At 69.6% G+C, this 22,535-nt stretch carries 20 protein-coding genes; 11 read left to right on the top strand and 9 right to left on the bottom strand.

The genetic code is table 11. The annotated features are described in order from the left end of the window. Position 1: 1 nt before the first annotated feature. The 9 genes from RT123_RS12135 (at position 2) to RT123_RS12095 (ending at position 10,506) form a co-directional block, all read left to right on the top strand. Entirely contained in the window at positions 2 to 640 is a 639-nt protein-coding gene (locus RT123_RS12135) for a cation transporter (RefSeq protein WP_313009384.1), read from the top strand. Beyond that, the gene (locus RT123_RS12130) at positions 637 to 1,290 is read left to right on the top strand and encodes a class I SAM-dependent methyltransferase (protein WP_205682976.1); all 654 of its coding nucleotides are present in this window, start codon (positions 637 to 639) and stop codon (positions 1,288 to 1,290) included. Before RT123_RS12135 ends, RT123_RS12130 begins: the two co-directional genes overlap by 4 nt. A 105-nt stretch (positions 1,291 to 1,395) precedes the next feature. After that, on the top strand, positions 1,396 to 1,749 hold the full coding sequence (locus RT123_RS12125; protein ID WP_205682977.1) for a hypothetical protein: 354 nt from the start codon (positions 1,396 to 1,398) through the stop codon (positions 1,747 to 1,749). Between the two features lie 58 nt (positions 1,750 to 1,807). Beyond that, positions 1,808 to 3,061, top strand: coding sequence for a TolC family protein (locus tag RT123_RS12120; protein WP_205682978.1), 1,254 nt, complete (start codon positions 1,808 to 1,810; stop codon positions 3,059 to 3,061). Then, a complete protein-coding gene (locus RT123_RS12115) occupies positions 3,061 to 4,260 on the top strand; it encodes an efflux RND transporter periplasmic adaptor subunit (RefSeq protein WP_295190436.1) in 1,200 nt (399 codons plus the stop codon). Before RT123_RS12120 ends, RT123_RS12115 begins: the two co-directional genes overlap by 1 nt. Before the next feature lie 12 nt (positions 4,261 to 4,272). Beyond that, positions 4,273 to 7,494 (top strand): efflux RND transporter permease subunit, encoded by a 3,222-nt coding sequence (locus tag RT123_RS12110; RefSeq protein ID WP_295190439.1) that lies wholly within the window; start codon positions 4,273 to 4,275, stop codon positions 7,492 to 7,494. Further along, positions 7,494 to 8,096: a cation transporter gene (locus RT123_RS12105; RefSeq protein ID WP_295190442.1), complete on the top strand. Its 603-nt coding sequence runs from the start codon at positions 7,494 to 7,496 to the stop codon at positions 8,094 to 8,096. The genes RT123_RS12110 and RT123_RS12105 overlap by 1 nt, the downstream gene beginning before the upstream one ends. Beyond that, positions 8,093 to 9,004 (top strand): cation diffusion facilitator family transporter, encoded by a 912-nt coding sequence (locus tag RT123_RS12100; RefSeq protein ID WP_295190445.1) that lies wholly within the window; start codon positions 8,093 to 8,095, stop codon positions 9,002 to 9,004. The genes RT123_RS12105 and RT123_RS12100 overlap by 4 nt, the downstream gene beginning before the upstream one ends. After that, entirely contained in the window at positions 9,001 to 10,506 is a 1,506-nt protein-coding gene (locus RT123_RS12095; RefSeq protein WP_313009380.1) for an asparagine synthase-related protein, read from the top strand. Before RT123_RS12100 ends, RT123_RS12095 begins: the two co-directional genes overlap by 4 nt. Here RT123_RS12095 and RT123_RS12090 read toward each other — a convergent pair. The 4 genes from RT123_RS12090 to RT123_RS12075 all read right to left on the bottom strand — a co-directional run bounded on the left by RT123_RS12090 (position 10,439) and on the right by RT123_RS12075 (position 17,358). Next, positions 10,439 to 12,742, bottom strand: a complete 2,304-nt coding sequence (locus tag RT123_RS12090) for a prolyl oligopeptidase family serine peptidase (RefSeq protein WP_313009379.1) — start codon at positions 12,740 to 12,742, stop codon at positions 10,439 to 10,441. The genes RT123_RS12095 and RT123_RS12090 overlap by 68 nt on opposite strands. Positions 12,743 to 12,826: 84 nt before the next feature. Then, a complete protein-coding gene (locus RT123_RS12085; protein WP_295241622.1) occupies positions 12,827 to 15,778 on the bottom strand; it encodes a TonB-dependent receptor in 2,952 nt (983 codons plus the stop codon). Positions 15,779 to 15,869: 91 nt separating this feature from the next. Next, positions 15,870 to 16,853: a FecR domain-containing protein gene (locus RT123_RS12080; RefSeq protein WP_244878354.1), complete on the bottom strand. Its 984-nt coding sequence runs from the start codon at positions 16,851 to 16,853 to the stop codon at positions 15,870 to 15,872. 10 nt (positions 16,854 to 16,863) lie between these two features. Beyond that, complete coding sequence (locus RT123_RS12075) at positions 16,864 to 17,358, bottom strand: RNA polymerase sigma factor (protein ID WP_295168846.1); 495 nt, start codon at positions 17,356 to 17,358, stop codon at positions 16,864 to 16,866. 476 nt (positions 17,359 to 17,834) lie between these two features. Between RT123_RS12075 and RT123_RS12070 the strand changes: the two genes are divergently transcribed. Next, positions 17,835 to 18,077, top strand: a complete 243-nt coding sequence (locus tag RT123_RS12070) for a helix-turn-helix domain-containing protein (protein WP_084375300.1) — start codon at positions 17,835 to 17,837, stop codon at positions 18,075 to 18,077. Positions 18,078 to 18,271: 194 nt separating this feature from the next. Then, positions 18,272 to 18,571, top strand: coding sequence for a hypothetical protein (locus RT123_RS12065; RefSeq protein WP_017505555.1), 300 nt, complete (start codon positions 18,272 to 18,274; stop codon positions 18,569 to 18,571). A gap of 67 nt (positions 18,572 to 18,638) precedes the next feature. On the opposite strand, the gene RT123_RS12060 is transcribed toward RT123_RS12065, so the two are convergent. The 5 genes from RT123_RS12060 to RT123_RS12040 all read right to left on the bottom strand — a co-directional run. After that, positions 18,639 to 18,866, bottom strand: coding sequence for a hypothetical protein (locus RT123_RS12060; protein WP_017505554.1), 228 nt, complete (start codon positions 18,864 to 18,866; stop codon positions 18,639 to 18,641). A gap of 10 nt (positions 18,867 to 18,876) precedes the next feature. Continuing rightward, positions 18,877 to 19,260, bottom strand: coding sequence for a copper resistance CopC family protein (locus RT123_RS12055; RefSeq protein ID WP_017505553.1), 384 nt, complete (start codon positions 19,258 to 19,260; stop codon positions 18,877 to 18,879). Positions 19,261 to 19,277: 17 nt separating this feature from the next. Beyond that, positions 19,278 to 20,474: a copper resistance protein B gene (locus tag RT123_RS12050; RefSeq protein ID WP_241004801.1), complete on the bottom strand. Its 1,197-nt coding sequence runs from the start codon at positions 20,472 to 20,474 to the stop codon at positions 19,278 to 19,280. Continuing rightward, positions 20,471 to 22,282, bottom strand: a complete 1,812-nt coding sequence (locus tag RT123_RS12045; protein ID WP_409514909.1) for a copper resistance system multicopper oxidase — start codon at positions 22,280 to 22,282, stop codon at positions 20,471 to 20,473. Before RT123_RS12045 ends, RT123_RS12050 begins: the two co-directional genes overlap by 4 nt. Before the next feature lie 126 nt (positions 22,283 to 22,408). Next, positions 22,409 to 22,535: sigma-70 region 4 domain-containing protein (locus tag RT123_RS12040; protein WP_313009386.1), on the bottom strand; the 127-nt coding region annotated here is incomplete at its 5' end.

The following is a 22,535-nucleotide window of genomic DNA, read 5'->3' as shown; positions in this document are numbered from 1 at the left end:
CCTGACCCAGGATGTCCCCGCCGCCTCGGGCTGCGGCTGCGGCGCGCCCGTGAAGTTCGACGGCGCCTCGCCGGCCTATCGCCGCATCCTGCTGGCTGTGATCGCCATCAACGCCGTCGCCTTCGTCGCCGTCGCCGGCGGAGCGCTGGTGCAGGGCTCGGCCTCCCTCGGGGCCAATGCGCTGGACTTCCTCGCCGACAGCGCGACATATGCCATCAGCCTGTGGGCCATCGGCAAGTCGGTGCGGGTGCGCTCGGGCGCGGCGCTCGTGAAGGGCGCCAGTCTGGCGCTGCTGGCGGTGTTCATCCTCGGCTTCGCCGTCTGGCGCGCGGTGTCCGGCGCGCCGCCCGAGGGGACGGTCATCACCGGGCTCGGCCTGTTCGGCTTCGTCGCCAATGCGGTGGCGGCCCTGCTGCTGGTGCGCCATCGCGACGGCGACGCCAATGTCCGCTCCGTCTGGCTCTGCACCCGCAACGACCTGATCGAGAGCCTGGTGGTCGCTGCGGCGGGCGGATTGGTCTGGCTCACGGCCTCGCGCTGGCCCGACCTGATCGCCGGCGTCGTCCTGGCGCTCGTCTTCCTGCAGTCGGCCTGGTCAATCATCCGCCAGTCGCAGGCCGAGCTGAGGGCGGCGGGATGACGGCGACCTTCACCCCGGCGCTCGGTCACAGCTGGTTGAGCGACGTCTACGACCCCGCGATCGCCCTGCTGACGCGGGAGCGGGTCTGGCGTTGCGCCCTGGTCGAGGCGCTGGATCCGCGCGCCGGCGAACGCATCGTCGACGTCGGCTGCGGCACCGGCACCCTGGCCGCCCTGATCAAGGAGCGAGCGCCGGCGAGCCAGGTGCTCGGGATCGATCCCGACGAAGACATCCTCGACCGGGCGCGCGCCAAGACCCGGTCGCGCGGCGTCGACGTCGACTTCGCTCAGGGCTACGCCCGGGACGTGGGCCGGATCGTGGGCGACGCCGGCGCCGACAAGATCGTCTCGAGCCTCGTGTTCCACCAACTGCCGCTGCCGGAAAAACGCGCCGGCCTGGCCGCCTGTCTGCGCGCGCTCAAGCCGGGCGGTCGTCTGCACATCGCCGACTACGGCCTGCAACGGACAGCCGCGATGCGCACGGCGTTCCGCATCATCCAGGCGCTGGACGGCCACGCGGACACCCAGCCCAACGCCGACGGCGTGATCCCTGTCCTGCTCGCCGAGGTCGGGTTCACAGAAATCGAGGAGACGACAGTTTTTCCAACCCCGACCGGATCCATCTCCCTCTACCGGGCGGTGCGGCCCTGACCGGTCGTCGCAGACAGACTTGGCCCGGCCCGGTCAGGTGAACAGGGCCGGACCAGATGGGTCCCTGTACTGTGTAACGCATTGCTCCCCGAAACGAACAAAAGTATGCAGCTGGCGATGACCTGGTCGATGACGACATGGGCGAGACTGGTGTTGGCGGCGACCTTGGTGGTCGCAGCCTTCTTCGTCGTGCCGGTCGCCGACGCCGCGACCTGCATACCGGAACTCCCGGCGGCGCACGCTTCCGTGGATCATGATCCAAGTCAGGGCGATCATACCGGCTCCGCCGAACACGGCATCTGCGCGCACGGCCATTGCCATCACACCGCCTCCGCGCGGGCCGAGGCGGGGGACGATCTTCCCCTGCAGGTCTATTCGCGACCCGTGCATGCCTTCCCCGTCAGCGAGGTGCGGGCCTCCATCGCCCCCGATGGCCTGATCCGACCGCCCAGAGCCTGACACGGCGACCGCGCGTCCGCGCGGGCTCTCTCGTGTCACTCCCTCTGGAAGATGAATCATGCCTCCCTCATATCGCCGGCCGCCGCGCTTTGCGCTCGGCTGCGCGCTCGCCGCCTTCGCGGCTGTGCTGGCCAGCCCCGCCTGGGCTGACCCCGCCCCTTCGTTCGCCGAGCTCCTCGCCCGACTGGATCAGACCCCTGCGACACTGGAAGCCGGGGCGCTCGTGGACGCCGCGGAAGCGCGGGCTCGGCAGGCGCGTGTCCGCCCCAACCCGACCCTCGCCCTGGACGCCGAGAATGCGTTCGGAAGCGGTCCCTTCTCGGGTTATGACAACGCCGAGACCACGCTTTCCATCACCCAGGATCTTGAGCTCTGGGGCCGGCGTACGGCTCGGATCAATGCAGCTCGCGCGGATGCGGGAACCGCGTCGCTGCGGCGGGACCTCGCCGTAGTCGACGCCGCCGGACGGTTGGCGCTGGTCTACGCCGACGCCGAGGCGGCCGAACGTCGCGCGATGCTGGCGGAAGAGACTCTGAGCCTTACCTTGGCCGACGCCCGCGCCGCCCTCGTGCTGGTGGAGGAGGGGCGCGAGCCGCTTCTGCGCGGCATCCAGGGCGAGAGCGAAGCGGCCGCCGCGCGCGCTGGTCTCGATGAAGCCATCGCCGAACGGGACGCCGCCTTCGCGCGACTAACGGCCGTGGCCATGCTCATCGAGCCGGTGACGACCATCGAGGCCAGCCTGTTGGACCTGGCACCGGCGGCCGCGCTTGCGCCGACGGACCAGACGCCGACGGTGCGCGTTGCCGAGGCTGAGCGCTCGGCCGCCGAAAGCCGCATCGCGGTCGAACGCACCAGGTCGCGACCGGACGTCAGCGCCAGCGTCGGCCTTCGCCGCTACGAGGCAGAAGACGCGACGGCGCTGACGTTCGGCCTCAGCCTGCCCCTGCCGTTGTTCGATCGGAACCGCGGCAACATCGAAGCCGCCCAGGCGGACTTCAGGGCGGCCGACGCCCGGCTGATGACCGCCCGCCAGGAAGCCCAGGCGGACCGGGCCGCAGCACAAGCCCGCCTCCGCGCCTCAGTCAGCCGCGTCAACGCCGCCGACGCCGGGGTGACCTCCGCCGAAGAAGCCTACCGCCTCTCGCGGATCGGCTTTGAGGCGGGCCGGATCTCGCAACTCGAGCTTCGCGCAACCCGCACCGCCCTAGTCAACGCCAGAACCGCCGCCGTGGACGCCCGCCTCGCCCGGGTCCGCGCGGAAATCGATCTCGCGCGCCAGGACGGCCGCGCCCCCTTTCTAGGAGCCCAATGATGCGCAAGCCCATTTCCAACAAGACCTTGCTGATCGGCGGGGTCGCCGCCCTCGTTATCCTCGGGGCCGGGGGTCTTTACCTCGCCGTGGTGCGGTCGGATCCGCCCGCCGCCGAAGGCGCCGCGGCTGAAGGCGAAGCCGGTCACGCCGAAGAGGAGGGCGGTCACGCCGAAGGCGAGGCCGAAGCTCCGGAGGGCTTCGTCGCTCTCAGCGCGGCCCAGGCCCAGGCCGCCAGTCTGGTCGTTGTCGGCGTCGGTCGGGGCGGGGGCGCCGAGACCCGGCTCTCCGGTCGCGTCGAACCCATGACCGATGCCCGCGCCGCCGTCGCCGCTTCCGTCGGCGGACGGGTGGAACGGGTGCTGGTGGCCCCCGGCCAGTCCGTTCGGATCGGCCAGCCCCTGGCCAGCCTCGTGAGCGGCGACGCGGCCACCTTCCGCGCCGACGCGGACGCGGCCGCGGCTCAGTCCGAGGCCGCGCGCCAGGCCTATCAGCGCAACAGCAACCTCGCCGACCAAGGCGTCGTCGCCCGGCAAGAGGTCGAGGCATCCCGGGCGCAGCTGCTGAGCGCCGAGGCGGCGGCCCGCGCGGCGCGCGCGCGGTCGAGCGCGGCCGGGTCGCCCAACGCCGCCGGACGGCTGAGCGTGAACAGTCCGATCGCCGGCGTGGTCACCAGCGTCCAGGTTGGCCCAGGCGGCTTCGTCCCGCAGGGCGGTGTGATCGCCGAGGTGACAAACCCAGGCCGCGTCGAACTCGTGTTCAACGCGCCGCCGCACCTGGCCGCCCTTGTCCGGGCCGGCTCCACCTTGCGCGTCAGCAGCCCCGCTGGCGACTTCGATGCGGTCGTCACCGGCGTCGCGGCCGGGGCCGGCGCCGAAAGCGGCGCCACCGTGATCCGAGCCCGACCGATGGGGGCGAGCCTGCCGCCCGCCGGTTCCGCGGTCACCGGCGCGATCGTGACCGGCGAGGCCGCCGGCGGGCTGACTGTCCCGACGGAGGCGATCCAGACCGTGGACGGCGCCAGCGTCGTCTTCGTTCAGGTCCCGAACGGCTTCCAGGCGCGCCCCGTGCTCGTCGGCCGTCAGGCCGGGGGACGCACGGAAATCCTGCGCGGCTTGGACGGGTCCGAACGGGTCGCCGGCGCCAACGCCTTCCTCCTTAAAGCCGAACTCGCCAAGGGCGAGGCCGAGCACGGCCACTAAGGGGACGCGCGCATGTTCAAATTCATCATCGAGCTGTCGGTCAAATTCCGATGGTTCATCGTCCTGGCCACGGCGCTCGTCGCGGCGTACGGGCTTCTCGAACTGACACGGCTGCCGATCGACGCCGTGCCGGACATCACCAATCGCCAGGTTCAGGTGACCACCGTCGCCCCGGCCCTGGCCCCCGAGCAGATCGAACGGCAGGTCACCTATCCGATCGAGACCGCCATGGCCGGCATTCCGGGTCTGACCTCCACACGATCGCTGAGCCGCAACGGCTTCAGCCAGGTGACCGTCATCTTCACCGACCAGACGGACATCTACTTCGCCCGTCAGCAGGTGGCCGAGCGACTGGCGCAGGCGCGCGAGACGATGCCCGAAGGCGTCGAACCGGCGCTGGCGCCCATCACCACCGGCCTTGGCGAGGTGCTGATGTGGACGGTCGATTACAAGCCGTTCAACAGCGCCAATCTGGCCAAGCCGGGTCAGACCGGCTGGCAGGCCGGTGGCGTCTATCTGACGCCGGAAGGCGATCTCCTCGCCACCCCGCAACAGCGCGCCACCTATCTGCGCACCATACAGGACTGGATCATCGCTCCGCAGATGCGGACGGCGCCCGGCCTGGCCGGCGTCGACACCGTCGGCGGCTATGTGAAGGAATACGCGGTTCGTCCGGACACGGCGCGTCTGTCGGCCTACGGTCTCGGGATGGGCGACCTCATCCAGGCGCTCGACCGGGCCAACACCCAGGCCGGGGCCGGCTATGTGCAGCGTGCGGGCGAGGCCCTGACCGTTCGCACGGACGCCCTGGCGTCAACCGTCGAGGACCTCGCCCAGGCGCCTGTTGTCAATCGAAACGGCCTCGTGGTCCGCGTCGCCGACGTCGCCACCGTCGAGGTCGGCCAGGCGCCGCGTCTGGGCGGCGCCAGCCGCGACGGACACGAAGCGGTCTTGGGGACCGCCCTGATGATCGCGGGCGGCAACAGCCGCACCGTGGCCCAGGCCGCCGGAGACCGGCTCGAGGAGGTGCAGAAGACCCTGCCCCCCGGCATCGAGGCGGTGACGGTGCTGGACCGGAGCGCCCTGGTGAACTCCACCATCGCCACGGTGGCGCGCAATCTGACCGAAGGCGCGCTGCTGGTCATCGTCGTGCTCTTCCTGCTGCTCGGCAACATCCGGGCGGCGAGCATCACGGCGTTGATGATCCCGATCAGCTTCCTGTTCGCCGTCATCGGGATGAACCGGTTCGGCATCAGCGGCAATCTGATGAGCCTCGGCGCGCTGGACTTCGGTCTGCTCGTCGACGGCGCCGTGGTTGTGGTCGAGAACACCCTGCTGATGCTCAGCCAGAAGCGGGCGGAGGCCGGGCGCATGCTGACCCGGCACGAGCGTCTGGGCGTCGCCGCAGCGGCGGCGCGCCAGATGGTCAAGCCGGCCGCCTTCGGTCAGCTGATCATCCTGCTGGTCTTCACCCCCCTGCTGATGCTGGAAGGCGTCGAGGGCAAGACCTTCATCCCGATGGGCGCGACGGTCATGCTCGCCCTGGTCGGCGCCTTCATCTTCTCCTTCACCTTCGTGCCGGCGATGACGGCGCTCCTGGTGCGGGATCCCAAGACGGTCGAGGTCGACGACCACGGCCGCGCCCACGAGCACGAGACCTTCCTGCTGCGCCACGCGCGCCGCTGGATCGCTCCGGCCATCCGCACGGCCGTCGATCGTCCGAAGATCGTCCTGCTCTCCGCGCTCGGCGCCCTCGTCGTCGGCGGCGTCACCTTCACCACCCTCGGCCGGGAGTTCATCCCGACCCTGGACGAGGGCGACATCGCCATGCAGGCGCTGCGGGTTCCGTCGGCGTCGCTCGAGCAGTCGCTCGCCATGCAGATGGCGATCGAGCGGGCGATCAAGGCCCAGCCGGAAGTGGAGACCATGTTCTCGCGGACCGGCACCGCCGAAGCGGCGGTGGATCCCATGCCGCCCAACATCTCCGACAGCGTCATCGTCCTGAAGGACCGCAAGGACTGGCCCAACCCGGGTCTGGAGAAGGAAGAGCTGATCGCTCGCTTCGAGGACGTCGCGTCGCGGCAGATCGGCAACAACTTCGAATTCAGCCAGCCGATCGAATTGCGGTTCAACGAGCTGATCTCCGGGGTGCGGACCGATCTGGCGGTCATGGTATATGGCGACGACTTCGCCACCATGCAGCGGGTCGCCGACCAGGTGGCCAACGCCCTGCGCCAGACGAACGGGGCGGCCGACGTGCGGGTGGAACAGGCGTCCGGCCTGCCGACCCTGACGATCAGCGTGGATCGCTTCGCCGCGGCCAGTTACGGCCTGTCGGCGGCCGACGTCTCCGAAGCCGTGTCCGCCGCCATCGGCGGCGCCGAGGCGGGCCGCATCTTCGAGGGCGACCGGCGCTTCGACGTCGTGGTCCGTCTGCCGGACGCCGCGCGCAATGATCCGGCGGCGCTCGCGGCCTTGCCGATCGTGTCCTCGACCGGCGTGACCGTGCCCCTGTCCTCGGTCGCGCGCATCCAGAGCGCCGAGGGACCGAACCAGATCAGCCGCAACGACGGCAGCCGACGCATGGTGGTCCAGGCCAATGTGCGCGGACGCGATCTGGGCGGCTTCGTCACCGACGCCCAGAGGTCGGTGGATCAGGTCCAGCTTCCGCCGGGCGTCCGCCTGGACTGGGGCGGTCAGTTCGAAAACCTCAAGCGCGCCGAACAGCGGCTGGGCCTGGTCATTCCGATCGTCTTCGTCCTGATCGGCGTGCTGTTGTTCATGGCGCTGGGCTCCTTCGCCGAGGCGGGTCTCGTGTTCGCCTGCGTGCCGCTCGCCCTGGTGGGCGGGGCGCTGGCGCTGCTTCTGCGGGGCATGCCGTTCTCCGTCTCGGCGGCGGTCGGCTTCATCGCCGTCTCGGGCGTGGCGACGCTGAACGGCCTGGTGCTCATGCAGTCGATCCGCGAGCGGCTCCAGGCGGGACTGCCGCCCCGTGACGCGGCCATCGAGGGCGCGTCCAGCCGCCTGCGGGCGGTGCTCACCACCGCGATGGTGGCCATCGTCGGCTTCATTCCGATGGCCATCGCCCATGGCGCGGGAGCCGAGGTGCAGAAGCCGCTGGCGACCGTCGTCATCGGCGGCCTGATCACCGCCACCGCCCTGACCCTGCTGGTCCTCCCGACCTTCGCGGCCAAGGCGGTGCGGCACCGCCAGGACGAGGGGATCGAAGACTGATGGCCCGGACCCAGGATGACCGTCGGCAGCGCCGGACGCTGCTGACGGTTCTCGGCCTCAACGCCGGCCTGGCGGCGGCGCTCGGAATCGGCGGCGTGTCCGCCGATTCCAGCGCCCTGCTGGCCAATGCGCTCGACAACGCCTCGGACGCGGCGGTCTATCTGATCAGCTTTCTGGCCATCGGGCGGACAGGGGGCTGGAAGCGGGGCGCCGCAAGGGTGTCGGGGGTCATGCTGCTGGTCTTCGCCGCCGGCGTCCTCGTCGACGCCGTGCGCCGCGTGATCACCGGGACCGAGCCGATCGGTCCGACCATGATGGCGCTCGCCCTGGTCGCCGCCGTGGTCAATCTGATCTGCCTGCAGCTCATCCGCCGCCAGCACAGCGGCGACGTCAACATGAAGGCGGCCGAGACCTTCAGCTTCAACGACTTCGCGTCCAACGGCGGCATCCTCGTCGCCGGCGGCCTGGTCCTCTGGCTCGACCAGGCCTGGCCCGACCTTGTCGTCGGCATCCTCGTCGCGGCGATCGCGATCAAGGGCGGCGTCGAGATTCTCCGCGACGCCAACGCCGCCTCCGAACAGCCAGAGGAACGCGCTTCATGACCAGTCACGACCACTCGAACGGCCACGCCCACGACCACACCGCCGGCGCCAACGCCCGGCAACTCGCTATCGCCCTGGCGCTGACCGGAACGTTCCTGGTCGTCGAGGTCATCGGCGGCCTGGTGTTCAACAGCCTCGCCCTGCTGTCGGACGCGGCGCATATGTTCACCGACGCGGCGGCCCTGGCAATCGCCTTGCTGGCGATCAAGATCGGCCAGCGGCCGGCCGACGAGAAGCGCACTTTCGGTTATCGCCGGTTCGAGATCCTGGCGGCGGCGTTCAACGCCGTGCTGCTCTTCGTCGTCGCCGGTTACGTCCTGTATGAGGGGATCAAGCGCATCCTCGATCCCGAGCCCGTCGGCTCGATCGGGATGCTGATCGTCGCCGCCGCCGGCCTGGTGATCAATCTGATTTCCATGCGCATCCTGTCGAGCGGCAAGGATCGCAGTCTCAACGTCAAGGGCGCCTATCTCGAGGTCTGGGCGGACATGCTCGGATCGCTCGGCGTCCTCGTCGCCGCCGTCGTCATCACCGTGACGGACTGGCGCTGGGTCGATCCCATCGTCGCGATCGCCATCGGCCTCTGGGTCCTGCCCCGGACCTGGATACTGCTGCGCGACACCACCCACATCCTGCTGGAGGGCGCCCCGCGCGGCGTGGCCCTGTCGGATGTGCGGGCCGCCATCCTCGCCACCGCCGGGGTCGCCAGCCTTCACGACCTCCACGTCTGGGTCTCGGGGGCGGATCAGGCGAGCTGCACGGTTCACGTCGTGCTGGTCGAGGGCGCCGACGCCGACGCAGTCCGACAGGCCGTCGGCGACATGCTCGAAGAGCGGTTCGACCTGCATCACACGACCGTCCAGACCGAGCTTGAGCCGTGCGGGGATGCGGGAGGTCTGCACGCATGACCCGAAATGACGAGCCCGCCAGGTCCGGCGCCACGATCCCGCCCCGACGGCTGGACGCGGCGCAGGCCCGCACGGTCTGTTCGGACCATTGGGGGCGCTACCTGCTGGTCCGGCGGGTCGAGGGCGACGTCGCCGTGCTCCGCGACCCGTCGGGCGCCCTGGACTGCGTCGTCTGGCGCAAGGCCGGCGTGACCTTGATCTCGACGAGCGCCGCGGCGGTCATCGATCCCTGGATGCCCGACGGGATCGCGCTGGATTGGGACGCGGTCGCCGCCCTGGTGGCCCGCCCCGGCGAATATCGACATCGACTGGCCCTAACCGGATTGCAGGCCGTCGCCGGTGGCGAACTGCGGGTCGTTGGGGAGGGCGTCAACCAAGGTCGCCAGATCTGGCGGCCCGCGGAGGTGTACCGGGACCGGGGTTCGCGTCCGCCTCCCGACCTCCGAGGGGCGGTGCAACGGTCGGTGCGGGCGCTGGCGGGCGACAGGCCCTGGATCACCGAGGTCAGCGGCGGCCTGGACTCCGCCATCGTGGCGGGCGTCCTGACCGCCGACCAACGCCGCAACGTCGCCGCCTGGGTCAACCATTACGTCGATCAGCCCGAGGGCGACGAGCGGGCCTACGCCCGGGCGGTGGCGGAAAGGCATGGCTTCGCGTTGACCGAAGTCCGCCGCGACGGCCTCAGACTCGACGCCGTGCGTCTGGCCGCCTGCGCCGAGACCTTCCGGCCGGCGGCCAACGACATCGATCCCGACTACAACGACGACATCGCCGACCGGATCGAGGCGACAGGCGGCTGGGGCTCGCTGACGGGGCAGGGCGGCGACGCGGTCTTCTTTCAGATGCCCAGCCTGCTGATCGGGCTGGACGAGATCTGGGAGCGGCGCGGTCGCGCGCGATTGGCGGTCCTGCATCGGCTCTCGCGCTGGCTGCGGCGCCCCCTGTGGCCGACGGCGCTGGCGAAGGACTGGCGCGAGGAGGTCCGCCATCGCGCAGACTGGGATCACCCCTGGCTCGACGATCTGGGCGGCGTCCCGCCAGCCAAGGCCTTGCAGATGTCCGCCCTGGCCTTCTGTCAGACCTTCCAGGGGCTGGCGGTCCGCAGCCGTCTCGGTCCCTGCCTCAATCCGCTGCTCAGCCAGCCGGTGATGGAGGCGGGGCTGGCCCTGTCGGCGGTCGATCTGACCTGGGGCGGACGGGATCGCGCCGCCGCGCGCGCCGCCTTCGCGGATGTCTTGCCGCCCTCGATCCTCGATCGCCGCTCGAAGGGCGAACTGGGCGCCTACTATGGCAACGCGGTCGCCGCGCACCTGGACTTCCTGCGCGACTATCTGCTCGGCGGCGCCCTGGCCGAGGCGGGGCTGATCGATCCCGGCCTGGAGGACCGCCTCACCCGGGACGCCCTGCTGTGGCGTGGCGGCCATTCCCACCTGCTCAGTCTGGCCCTGACGGAGGCCTGGGTGCGGCGCTGGCGGGAACGGCTGGACCACCGGAACCCCTGAGATGCCGGTCGAACCAGTCGCGGACCTGGTCGTAATAGAGCCGGATGTTGCCCGGGCTCTGAACCCCGTGGTCCTCGCCGATGAGCAGGGTCAGGGCCACCGGGCGGTTCAGACGGTGCAGGGCGCCATAGAGCTGCTCCGACTGGCCCAGCATCAGGTCATACTCGCCCACCACGAGAAGCGTCGGCGCGGTGATGCGGTCCGCCTGCTCGAACGGACTGTTGCGCCGATACCGGTCGGGGGCGCGCCAGTAGGCGTCACGCATCTCGGCCTGGCCGGATTCCAGCCAGCGGGCGCCGGCCGTCGCGGCGAGCGCATGCCCGCCCTCCAGCCGCAGGGTCGAACCGACGTCTCCGATGACCGTCGAGAAATTCATCGGCCCGTTTAACGCCACCACGGCGTCGAAGCGGGGAGACTGGGCAGCGCTCATCACGGCGGACCAGGCGCCGAAGCTCCAGCCCCACAGACCAATGCGCTCCGCATCGACCAGCCCCTCCGCCGCCGCGGCGTCGACGACCGACAGGATGCGCTGGGCGAGGCCGTCCGCCGGTTCCGGGGTCGCGGGGAGGTCCGGGATGAGGATGGCGTAGCCCGCCGCGACCATCAGCTGGGGCGCCAGCGACAGGCCGGTGGACTCCCGCCGCATCCACCACGGCGGGGCGGGGTAGGCCTCGCCCTGATAGGGCACCACGATCACGGGCGGCGTCGCTGTCGGGTTCGACGGCGAATAGAGCCAGCCGCCCGCGCCGCCAACGCCGGTGATGCGCCGGGGCGCCGCGACCGCGATCCGGTCGAGCTCGGGGTTCAGCCGCCAGACCACCTCCCGGCTATGGCCGCGCTGGAGGCGAAGCGTATTCGGTTCGGCCTCCGGCCCGCTCCGGTCGAGGCCGATCCCCCGGCTCCAGCTGATCGCGGCCCCAGGCGTCGCCGCGACGCATCGGGGCTCGGCCCCGGGATCGGCCCAGGCCTGGCACAGTCGCCCGTCGGGACGTTCGATCACCGCGAAGTCCGCCTTCAGCGGACCGCTCTGAGCCCGCAATCCGAAGGGACCGCGCGGGTTCACCGCCGAGGCGGCGGCCCCGAGATCGACGGACTCGCCGTCTGCGCCGAGGCGGATGACGCGGCCGCCGCTGGCGAACAGAACCGAGGAGCGACCCTCGGCGACGAGTCGGGCGTCCGGAGACAGGCCTGTGAGCGGCTGGGCGTCGGCCCCTGCGACGAACCAGCCCTCGCCGGATGCGGAGCGGCCCTTGAAGATCGGGACACCGCCCAACCAGCCGCCCTCGGCCGTGGCCATGCCCTGGAAGTCGATCGGCGTGGTCGGGTGCGCCCCGGCCGGGGTCACATCCCGCGCCGCGCCGTCCGGAGCGACGGTCAGGAGCCGGGCCGGTTCGTCGCCGATCGTCGCCACCAGAAGGGCGTCGGAGGCCGGCGACCAGGCCAGCAGGCTCGTGGAGATGTTGCCGGCTTCGGGCGGCCGGACGGCGGCCCCGGTGGTCAGCTCGACGAGCTCCAGCCCCCGGGCGCGGCGCACCTCGCTCGCGGTATCGGCGGAGGGCGGCGGCAGGAGGGGGCCGTCCAGCAGAAGCGCGGCGTATCGTCCGTCCGGAGAGACCTCGAGGTCGAGGAAGGGACCGTCGGCGATCGCCGCGGCCTCTCCGGTGACGGCGTCGATCCGCCAGAGACGTCGCGGCGGCAAGGCTTCCGGCGGGCCGTCTTCGCCCACCGTGATCGCAGCCGGCGACCCGGCCGTCGCCGCCGCCCTCAGCGCCAGCAGGCGTGCCTGTTCGGCGCGGGGGCCCGCCAGTCTTGGAGGAAGCGCCCCGTCCGGCATGCCAAGCACGACGAGGGTGTCGTCCGTGAGCCATTCCAGGGACCGGCCCCATAGGCCAAGCTCCGGCGCCACATCGGTCCACACCACCTCCCCCGCGGCGATCTCGACGATTCCCAGCCGCCATTCGTCGTTCCGGAGCCGAAACACGGCCAGACGCCGACCGCTGGGCGAGAAGGCGCCGACGGAATAGCCGGCGTCTTCGTCCATCGTCAGGAGCGGTCGCGGATGGTCGGGGGCGTCGAGGTCGATGCGGTACAGCCGGGCGTACCGGTTGGCGCCTTCGGCCTCCAGATCATGGCGGGGGAGATCGCCTCGGGCGCGCCGCTCCTCGAAGACGGCGACCGCGCCGGACGGATCGATCGCGACCCGTCCGAAGCTCTCGAGCCCCAGAATGACATCCACCGTGAGCGGCTCTTGCCTGGCCAACGCCGGGCCCGCCGTCGCGAGCAGGCCCGCGAGGGCGAAAGCGACCATGCGCATGGACGCTCACCAGCGCTTGACGAGCTGAAGGGAGATCTGCCGGCCCAGCACATTGGTGTTGGCGGCGTCGTAACCGATCCCCGCCGGCGCATCGTAGAAGGGCGGCTCCTCATTGGTCAGGTTGAGCACATTGAGGGTGAGCGAAAGGCCTTCGCCCCATCCGCTCCCGAAGTCGTAGCGGACCTGGCCGTCCAGGGTGATCCAGTCATCGATCCCGCGTCCGTTGACCCGATCGCGTCCTCCGCTGACGTGGTTGAGGGCGCTGCCGAGGGTGAGCGGGCCCCGCTGCCACTGGGCGCCGAAGCGGCCCCGCCACCGGGCGGGAAAGTTCGGGGCGCCGAGCAGGTCCTCGGTGGGCGACGCAGCCGTGACCGTCCGGTCGTTGGTCAGCAGATGGGTCACGCTCGCGTCGAGCGAGATGTCATCCGACCCCAGGGTGAAGCGATAGCGGGTCGAAAGGTCGAGCCCCTCGACCTCCACGGCCGAAGCATTGACGTAGCGGTTATCGATGACGGCGCCGTAGGCGGTCGCCGGGAAGACGTTCGGATTGAAGTTGCCCGGGTGGCCGAGCAGGGACTGGACATAGGCCCGGTCGTCCGCGTTTGAGCCGGGGCTCACATAGCGGATGAAAGGGGCCAGGGTCGGATCATTGAGCGCATTGATCAGGTTCTCCGCGACCGGGGTCGCGATCCGGTCCTCGAAGGTCGTCCGGAACCAGCCGCCCTCGATCCGGAGACCTTCGGCGGCGGCGGGCGTCCAGACGAAGCCCGCCGTCCAGGACTCCGCGGTCTCCGGGATGAGATTCGGGTTGCCCCCGTACTGGACGATGCTGATCACATTGGCGCCGGCGCGGTCCAGGAACACCGGGCCGAGCCGGTAGGCGCTGTTCAACTCCCTCAGCGAAGGGGCGCGGAACGAGGTGCCGTAGCTGGCGCGCAGGAGCAGGTCGGGGGTCGGGTTGTAGAGGACGCCGACCTTGGGATTGCTGGTCTGGCCGATCCCCTCATGGTCCTCGACACGACCGGCAAGGGACAGCTCCAACCGTTCGAGGCCGGGCCGGGCGTTGTCGGGCCCCACGAGCGGCGCGCGCAGTTCGACGAAGGCGGCCGAGACGTCGCGCTCGAACGCCGTCGGGGCGGCGATGCGCGGCGCTGCGCCGGAGATGAAATTCTCGCCGGAGGTTTCGAAGCGCTCCTGGCGATAGTCGACACCGACGGCCATGCGCAGGTCCCCGCCTGGCAGGGCGAAGAGGACGCCGTCGGCTTTGAGGTTGAAGGAGCCGACCGTGCTGATGTTCTCGGACCGAAGGTAGCCGGACCCGATGAAGGCCAACAGGGCCGGGCTATGGGCGGCGGGATCGCCATAGGGATTGAAGTAGCCGTCGACGGCCGGGTTGAAGGTGGTTCCCGGATTGTTCGGCGTAGAGCCGAGGGCTTCGTCGAGCCGGGTCGTCTGGACCCGGTTCGAGGCCATAAGCCCGGTAGTCTCCCGACCTCCGCTCAGATAGGCCGCGAGGTTCCATCCGGCGAGTTCACCCGTGACCCCGACGGCGCCGCCGACGCTGCGGGAGAAGCCTTCGTCACGGCCCGGCCCCAGGTCGTTGATGAAGGAATAGGCGATCTCCTGATAGGGCTCGCCCGCCACCGGCACGAAGAAGGGATTGTCCGGCGTCACGAACAGGATGCCGATGTCGGCCACCGACTCCTGGATGTAGGTCCGGTCGGTGTAGCGAAGGTCGCCGTCCAGACTGAAACCACCCGGAAGGTCCTGCCGGCCCGCCACGAAAAGGCTGTGCCGGCGCTGGTGCGGCAGGCTCCACAGGCCCTCCATCTGATTGGTCAGATTGACTTCGCCCGGGCGAAAGTCTCCAGGCGGGAGGCCCACGCCGTTCTGATTGCGTGGGATGGCGTAGACCGGTTCATAGGATCCGCTGACCGGATCGAACGCCATGAGGTTGCCCGGGGCCGCGTAGGTGAAGCGCCAGTCCGAGCCGCCCAGCGGGCGCAGGTCCGCATTCGCGGTTGCGCGACGGTCGGCGGCGCGCAACTCGCCGCGGTCGTGGAATTCGTAAGCGGCGAGGAGGCCGCCGTTGGACCAGTTGAAACCGCCGCTGTGAGACAGGAGAGTCTCCTCGGCCCCGCCGTCGCTGGTGCCGCCAACACGTAGCCGGGTTTCGGCGCCGTCGAACCGTGACTTCAGGATGATGTTGACCACACCGCCGACCGCGTCTGCGCCGTAGAGGGCCGACGCGCCGTCGAGCAGCACATCCGCTCGGGCGATGGCGCTGCTGGGAAGATTGGAGATGTCCGAGAAGTCGCCGGCGCTGCCCGTGCCCGCGATCCGCCGGCCGTTGACCAGGACGAGGGTTGCATCCGCGCCCAGACCCCGCAGGTTCATCCCGGTCGCATAAGCCGAGTTTCGGCTCGTGCGGTCTGCGCCTGTCCCGGCAGACCCCTCATAGGCCGCCCCGGTGAAGTTCTGCGGCAAGGCGGCGAGGGTCTCGGCGACCGTCGCGCGGCCTTGCCGGGCGATGTCGTCCTGGGTGATGACGGTGACCGGCGACGGACTGTCCGCGCCCCGCAGATAGGTCCCCGTGACCACGATTTCTTCAAGCTGGGTGGCCTGCGGTTCGGCCTCGGCGCGGGCTGAGGGATCAACGAGCACGAAGACCGTCGGGCGGCTCTGGCGATAGGCCAGGCCCGTCCCGCGCAGGAGCTCCGCGAGCGCGGCCTCAGGAGTGTATTCGCCGGTGAGGGCGCGAGCCTGTCGGCCGGTTACCAGCGCGCTGGGATAGAGGATCTGCAGGCCGCTCTGCTGGGCGAACACCGGCAGGCTACGCTCAAGCGGCCCGGCGCCGATGCTGAACGTCCGGACGGCCTCGGTCGATTGCGCGATGACCGGCGTCGCGACACCCAGCATGAGCGCAGCGAGCGCGGTTGAAGTGAACCTGTGACCCATGATCTCCCCCTCTTTTCTACCCGCGGCTTTGCGGGGCGGGGAGGAGACGTTGGGTCGCGGGGCGTCCCCTAAGTCCGGACGCAGATTATTTTCATGCCGGCCCCGAAAGGATCAGATGGCCGTCGGCCGCCGTGGCGGCTTCAAGGTGATAGAGGTCGCGCAGGGCGGCGACGAAGCCGTCGATGTCCCCGGCGTTGAAAACGCCGCTGACCCGGATCGACGAGATGCGTTCGTCGCGAAGCTCGATCGGTTTGGAGGTGTAGCGGTTCACCTCCGTCACGGCCGCAGCGATCGGCGTGTTCTCAAAGGTCAGCCGGCCGACTGTCCAACTGGTTTCGGCCGGGACATTGACCGCGACGACCCGGGGCGTTGGACCCGAGGTGGTGACCTGCTGGCCGGGCTCCAGGGTCCATTGGGCCGTCCTCGAGGACGGCTTGTGAACGTCGACGCGCCCTTCGACCAGGACGACACGCGCCCCGGAGCCGGATCGCCGAACGTCAAAGCGCGTGCCGACGGCGGTGACCTCCGTGTCGCCCGCCTGGACGAAGAAAGGCCGCGCGGCGTCGCCCTCGACCTCAAACATGGCGCGTCCTGCTGCGAGCGTGACCACGCGACGGGCGTCGGTGAAGCGAACGGTGACCCGCGAGTCCGTGTCGAGGACGATGCGGGAACCGTCTTCCAGCCGCACGGTGCGTTGCTCGCCGATGGCCGTGGCGTAGGCGTCCGGCCGCTGCAGGGACCACCAGGTCAGGCTCCCGGCTCCGATCACAAGCGCCATGGCGCCCGCGACGCCGAGCGGGATCAGACGGCCGGCGTCCCGCATCCGACGGCGCGGGCGCGCCTTTTCGACCCGACTCAAGGCCTCGTCGGCGAGCCCCGCCATCCCGGGGCTTTGCGCCAGCGTCCCTGCCGCGTCCCACATGGCTTCGAGACGGCTGAAAGCGCGCGCGTTCTCCGGGTCTCGCCGCCACGCGCTGAACGCCTTCACGTCGGCGGTCGTGACCTTGCGCTGGTTCAACTTGCTGAACCAGTCGGCGGCTTCCTTGCGCCTGATGTCGGCTTCAGCCTCGATCATCATCCGTTGCCTACAGGTCCAGCCGAGACGCGCAGTACTGAAGCGCCCTGGACATTCGCCATTCCACCGTTTTCACGCTGATCTCGAGCGACACGGAGATCTCGGGATAAGTCATACCGCCAAAGCGGTTCAAGACGAAGACGTCGCGGTAGAGTTGCGGCATGGACCGGATAACCTGTTCGAGAAGGACTTGGTCGAACTGCGGCGCGGCCTCGGCCTCGGCCTCGGCAGGTCTTTGAAGCGCCTGGCTCTGGCGGCGTCGGCCCTCTCTTCGGCTTTCATCGCGGACCAGATTGAGGGCGATCTGCAGCAGGAACGCTTTTGGATGGCGGATGTCCGACACGGCGTAAGGCGCCGCCCTGAGGTAGGTCTCCTGGACGACATCCGCCGCAGCGTCGGCGCCGATGTGAGGGCGCAACCGGCGATCCAGCCAGACGGCGTATCGCCGGTAGAGACGGTTGATCCCGTCCTGCGCCTCCACCCCCAGCTGCTTCGTATCGGTCACCACGGATCTCCGACCTCTCGACGAGAGGGGCGGGAATCCCGGCGTGGCCGCGCGATTCCGGGCAGGCGCGCCGACGCGCGCGCTCAGATGGCGGCAACCGGCCGACGCACAGAGCGGCAGCCGTCGATGATTTGATATCGCACAGGGGATTCCAGGCCCCTATCGGCGCGAACGCCGACATCGAAGCATGAATCAAACGGAATCCCGACGCAAGCGGGAGGGGTCGGGCGTTGGAATCCTCTGCGATCGAGGCCCGTTACTTCAGCGCGCAGCGCCGCCTCCGTCAGCGACGAACCCCGGCTCCGGCTGTGCGCCTATCTCGCGGCGCCCGACGGCTCCGCTGTAGGCGCGACCCTTCTACGGTTCAACCGGCGCCGTCGGACCGCAAGAAACCTGCGGGCGGCCCGCAATTGATCGACGTTGCCCGGGTCCGAACCCGCCGTGTACGGAGAAAGTCGGACAACCCGTGGTGTAATATGGAAGCTGTCTCCGAAGATCCGGACCGTGGATCGCCCGCGGTCAGCCTGAGCCCGCGCGAACAGGAATGCCTGCAATGGGTCTGTCGCGGGAAGAGCTCCTCCGACATCGGAACCATATTGTCGCTGTCGCCCCGCACCGTGGACAGCTATCTTGAGAAGGTCTGTTCCAAACTCCGGGTCCGGACCCGGATCGAAGCGGTCGCCTCGGCGGTCCGGCGCGGTCTGATCGACCCGGGATGAGGGAAGGGGGCGGGCCAGGAACTTCTGTGATGAAGCCCGGCGTTTCGCCGCCGATCGCCGCCGACGTTTGCACGTCCCCTGGCTCTCGATCGGCGCCTATCGTTCCCGGAACCCGCCGCCGGTAAGTCTAGATCGGGCAGCGCAAGCGCGCCAGCCGGGCTTGACCCCCGGCAGCAGCGGAGCAAGACACCCAGATGGCTAAATACACGCCGCTCGCAGCCTTTCTCAGACGTCAGAAGGGCGCCGAGGTGGACCTGTCGTTTCGGGACATCGAGCGGATCGTCGGCGGCATCTTGCCCAAGGCGGCCTCGCTGGAGGACTGGTGGCGCGCGAATCCGGCGAGGGAGCAAATGCCCCAGCACCTCGCCTTCGCCGACGCGGGCTTCGTCGCCGAACCGCGGACGCGGGCCGAAACCGTCCGTTTCATCCGGGTTGCGGGAGTGGGCGTCACAGGGAGCGCGGCGCGGCTCAGCGCGGCGAAGACCGAGAGTTGACGCCTGTCTGCTCCGGACAGACCTCCGATCCGTCGGAGCGCCTGCCGGAGTGGTTCAGATCGGGCGGTCAGTTATGGTCGGCGTGACCCTGGGGAGCCGGAGCATCTGAGGGCGCCGGCGCGGGCGGCGCGGGTTCGGCGGGCGGCGGAGCGTCGGACTTCATCTTGTCGCAGCAGCTCATGGCGGCGTCAGCGGCCATATCCTTGCAGCATTCGCAGCCTTCGGCGGCCAGGGCCGCTCCAGCGCTCAGGGCCAGAATCGCGCCGGCGGCGGCCAGCAGGTTGGAAACTCGCATCGTCGTTCTCCTAGTGAACCATGAAGCTGACAGAGCCGGACATCTTGTGGCCGTCCGGACCTTCAGCGGTCCAGGCGGCGGTGTAGGTTCCCGGGGCAAGCCGGGGAAGGGCCACGCTGACGGTCGCGGCGGCCGGTGCGGCGGGGGCATTCACGACCACCGGGGCCTGCCCCTCGGCGCTCAGGGTCACCGTCTTCAGGACCATCGCATGGGGGAAGGTGACGCTGAAGCGTTCTGGCGATCCGTGGGTCATGGCCCCGTTCGCCGGAACCGTGGTGACGGCCGATTGAGGCTCGGCGGCCTGCGTCTGCATATTGTGCCCGGCGTGCGGATCCTGGGCGGCGGCGGCGCCGGCGAAGGCCAGGGCGGCCGTGAGGGTGAGAATGCGGATCATGGGGTGGTCTCCTTAGGTCAGAACCAGGCCTTGAGGCCGACGACGAAGCGGGTGTCATCAGCCTCACCGCCTCGGGCTTCGATGTAGTCGGCGGTGTTTCCGAGCGCCCGGCTCCACTCAACGCCGACATAGGGGGCGAACTCCTTGCGGAACTCGTAGCGCAGGCGCAGGCCCGCCTCTATGGACGACAAGCCCGAGCCGATCTCCAACTCCGGAATGTCGCTGGCTGAGGCGTCGATTTCGAGGCGGGGCTGGAGGATCAGGCGCTGGGTGATGCGCTGGTCGTATTCGGCCTCGACGCGGGCGGTCAGGTCGCCCTCGGTGGAGAGGAAGGCGGCCGCGTCGATCTCCCACCAATAGGGCGCCAGGCCCTGGAGGCCGAGGACCAGGTGCGTCGTATCCTCGCCGTCGGGCCGGAAATCCTGACGCACGCCGGCCTGCACATCCCAGAACGGCGCTATCGCGCGGCTGTAAAGCGCTTGGAGTTCGGCCTCTTCCAACTTGCCGCCAAAGTCGCCTTCGCCCTCGGACTTCCACCAGAAGCGATTGATGTCGCCGCCGCTCCAGCCCTGGACGTCCCAGAGATACGACTCCTCAGCACCGCCGAAGCCGGCTTCGAGACGATCGATGATGACGGCGGTGGTGCGGACCTCGCCGTTCTCGCGAACCAGAATCTGACGGGCGGCCGCCATCGCTTCGGCGCCAAAGACCAGATCGGCGGCGTGCGTGGGGCCGCTCAGGGCGGCGACTGGGAGCGGGTCCTCCGGAGGACGGCCGGGATTGTCGGCGCTGGTCGGCACGTCCGGCGGTCCCATACTCATGGTCGACATATCATGCCCGGCACGAGGGTCGACCTGGGTGGAGGGCATGGCGGACATGTCGTGGCCGGCGTGCGGATCGGGCTGCGCCGTCGGCGGCATTGTCGACATGTCGTGACCCGCATGCGGATCAACGACCGGGGGCTCAGCCGGCATCTGATGGCCGGCGTGAGGGTCGGCAGCTGGCGGCGTTTGCGCGGGCGGCATGACATGACCGGCGTGCGGGTCTTGCGCCGGCGGCGGGGTGGACGTCTGAGGCCGAACGGCCGGAGCGGGCGTGGCTCGCGGCGCCGCGGTCGCCGGCATGACATGGCCCGCGTGCGGGTCCTGCGCTTGGGCGGTGACGGCGCTGGCGGCGAGGATCAGCGGAGCGAGGGCGACGGCGAAGCGGTTCATGACGCGGCTCCGTCCATGGGCCGGACCGTCACGACATTGAACATGCCGGCGTGCATGTGCATCAGCATGTGGCAGTGGAAGGCCCAGTCGCCGGGCGCGTCGGCGGTCAGGTCGAAGGTCACCTTGCCCCCGGGCGCGACGTTTACCGTGTGCTTCAGCGGCTGATGCCCCGGGGGACCGCCGGTCACCAGTTCGAAGAAGTGGCCGTGCAGGTGGATGGGGTGGGCCATCATGGTGTCGTTCACCAAGGTCACGCGCACCCGCTCATTCCGCTCGAAACGGATGGGTTCGACCAGTTCACTGAACTTCCGCCCGTCGAAGCCCCACATGAACCGCTCCATATTGCCGGTCAGGTGTATTTCCATGGTCCGCGACGGCGGGCGTTGGTCCTTGTTCGGCTGCAGCGACACCAGGTCGGTGTAGACGAGAACGCGGTGATCGACGTTGGTCAGGCCGATCGGCCGCTCGCCGAGGCGGTTGGCGGGGGCCATGGCTATCGCGTCGACGCCCACGCCGACCGCCATGTCCGGCGGGGCGTTCTCGGGATCTCGCATGTTCATGCCTGACATGGACATTCCGCCCATCTCGCCCGCCGGCGCCGCGCCTTGGGCTGGGGCGCCGTGGTCCATGCCGGCCATCGTGCCGTGGTCCATTCCGGACATGCCGCCCATTGAGCCGTGATCCATTCCGCCCATGCCCATGTCTCGCATGGTCAGGTTCGGGACCTCGCGCAGCGGCGGAACCTCGGCGGTCATGCCCAGGCGCGGCGCAAGGGTGGCGCGGCCCATCCCCGAGCGATCGATCGCCTCCGAGACGATGGTGTAGGCCCGGTCTTCAGTCGGCCGGACGATGACGTCGTAGGTTTCGGCGACCGAGATCTGGAACTCGTCGGTCTCGACCGGGCGGACGTTCTCGCCGTCGGCCTGCACCACGGTCATCGGCAAGCCGGGGATGCGGACGTTGAAGATCGACATGGCCGAGGCGTTGATGATGCGCAGCCGCACGCGCTCGCCGGGGCTGAAAAGGCCGGTCCAGTTCTCCTGCGGCCCGTGGCCGTTGATCAAATAGGTATAGGTCGAGCCGCTGACGTCGAGGATGTCGCGCGGGTCCATCCGCATCTCACCCCACATGCGCCGCTCCTCCAGGCTCATGCGGTCGCTGCCGTTGATCAGACCGGCGAGCGTGGTGCGCTGCCGGTTGAAGTAGCCCGGGCTCTTCTTCAGCTTCTCCAGGATTTCGTGTGGGTGCATAAAGCTCCAGTCCGAGAGGACCAGCACATGCTCGCGGTCGTAGGCGACGGGATCGGCGCCTGCCGGGTCGATGACGATCGGACCGTAGTGGCCCATCGCCTCCTGAAGATTCGAGTGGCTGTGGTACCAGAAGGTGCCTGACTGCTTGATCGGGAACTCATAGACGAAGGTTTCCCGCGGCTTGATGCCCGGGAAGCTGATGCCCGGGACGCCGTCCATCTGGAACGGCAGCAATAGGCCGTGCCAATGGATCGAAGTGTCCTCATCCAGCCCGTTGGTCACGGAGAGTCGCACGTTCTGTCCCTCGCGCAGGCGCAGCAAGGGCGCCGGGAGCACTCCGTTGATCGTCACGGCATGGCCGGTCCGCCCCCCGACCGTGAAGGGCGAGTGGCCGACCGTCAGGTCGATGTTGGGCCCGCTCAACGTCGGCAGGGCCGTTCTCAAGCCCGCCGTACCGGTCTGCGCCCAGGCCGGCAGAAGTCCCTGCAGGCCAAGCAGCCCGCCGCCAACGGCGGCGCCCCTGAGAAGCATTCGGCGATCGAAACTTGGCATGGGCATAAGCGTGGGGTTCCTCGGACGCGTGTCGGCTTCTGGTTGACATACGCACGTCGGCGACAACGCCCTTGCGTCAGGTCGCCACACCGCGAAAAGAAACGCCCTTCGCCATCGGGCGGGCCGATGAGATCAAGCACCTCCCGGAACGGCCATGTCCTCGGCAAGTCGCTTGCGGGCGCGGGCGATCCGCGTCTCCACGGCCTTGGTCGTGACGCCCAGGATCGCCGCGATTTCGCCGTGCGAGCGACCTTCGAGC

This window comes from Brevundimonas vesicularis, assembly GCF_032067225.1.
In the GTDB taxonomy this organism is placed as follows: domain Bacteria; phylum Pseudomonadota; class Alphaproteobacteria; order Caulobacterales; family Caulobacteraceae; genus Brevundimonas; species Brevundimonas vesicularis_F.
The sequence above is the reverse complement of the archived record's forward strand: the minus strand, read 5'-3'. Positions and strand labels throughout refer to the sequence as shown.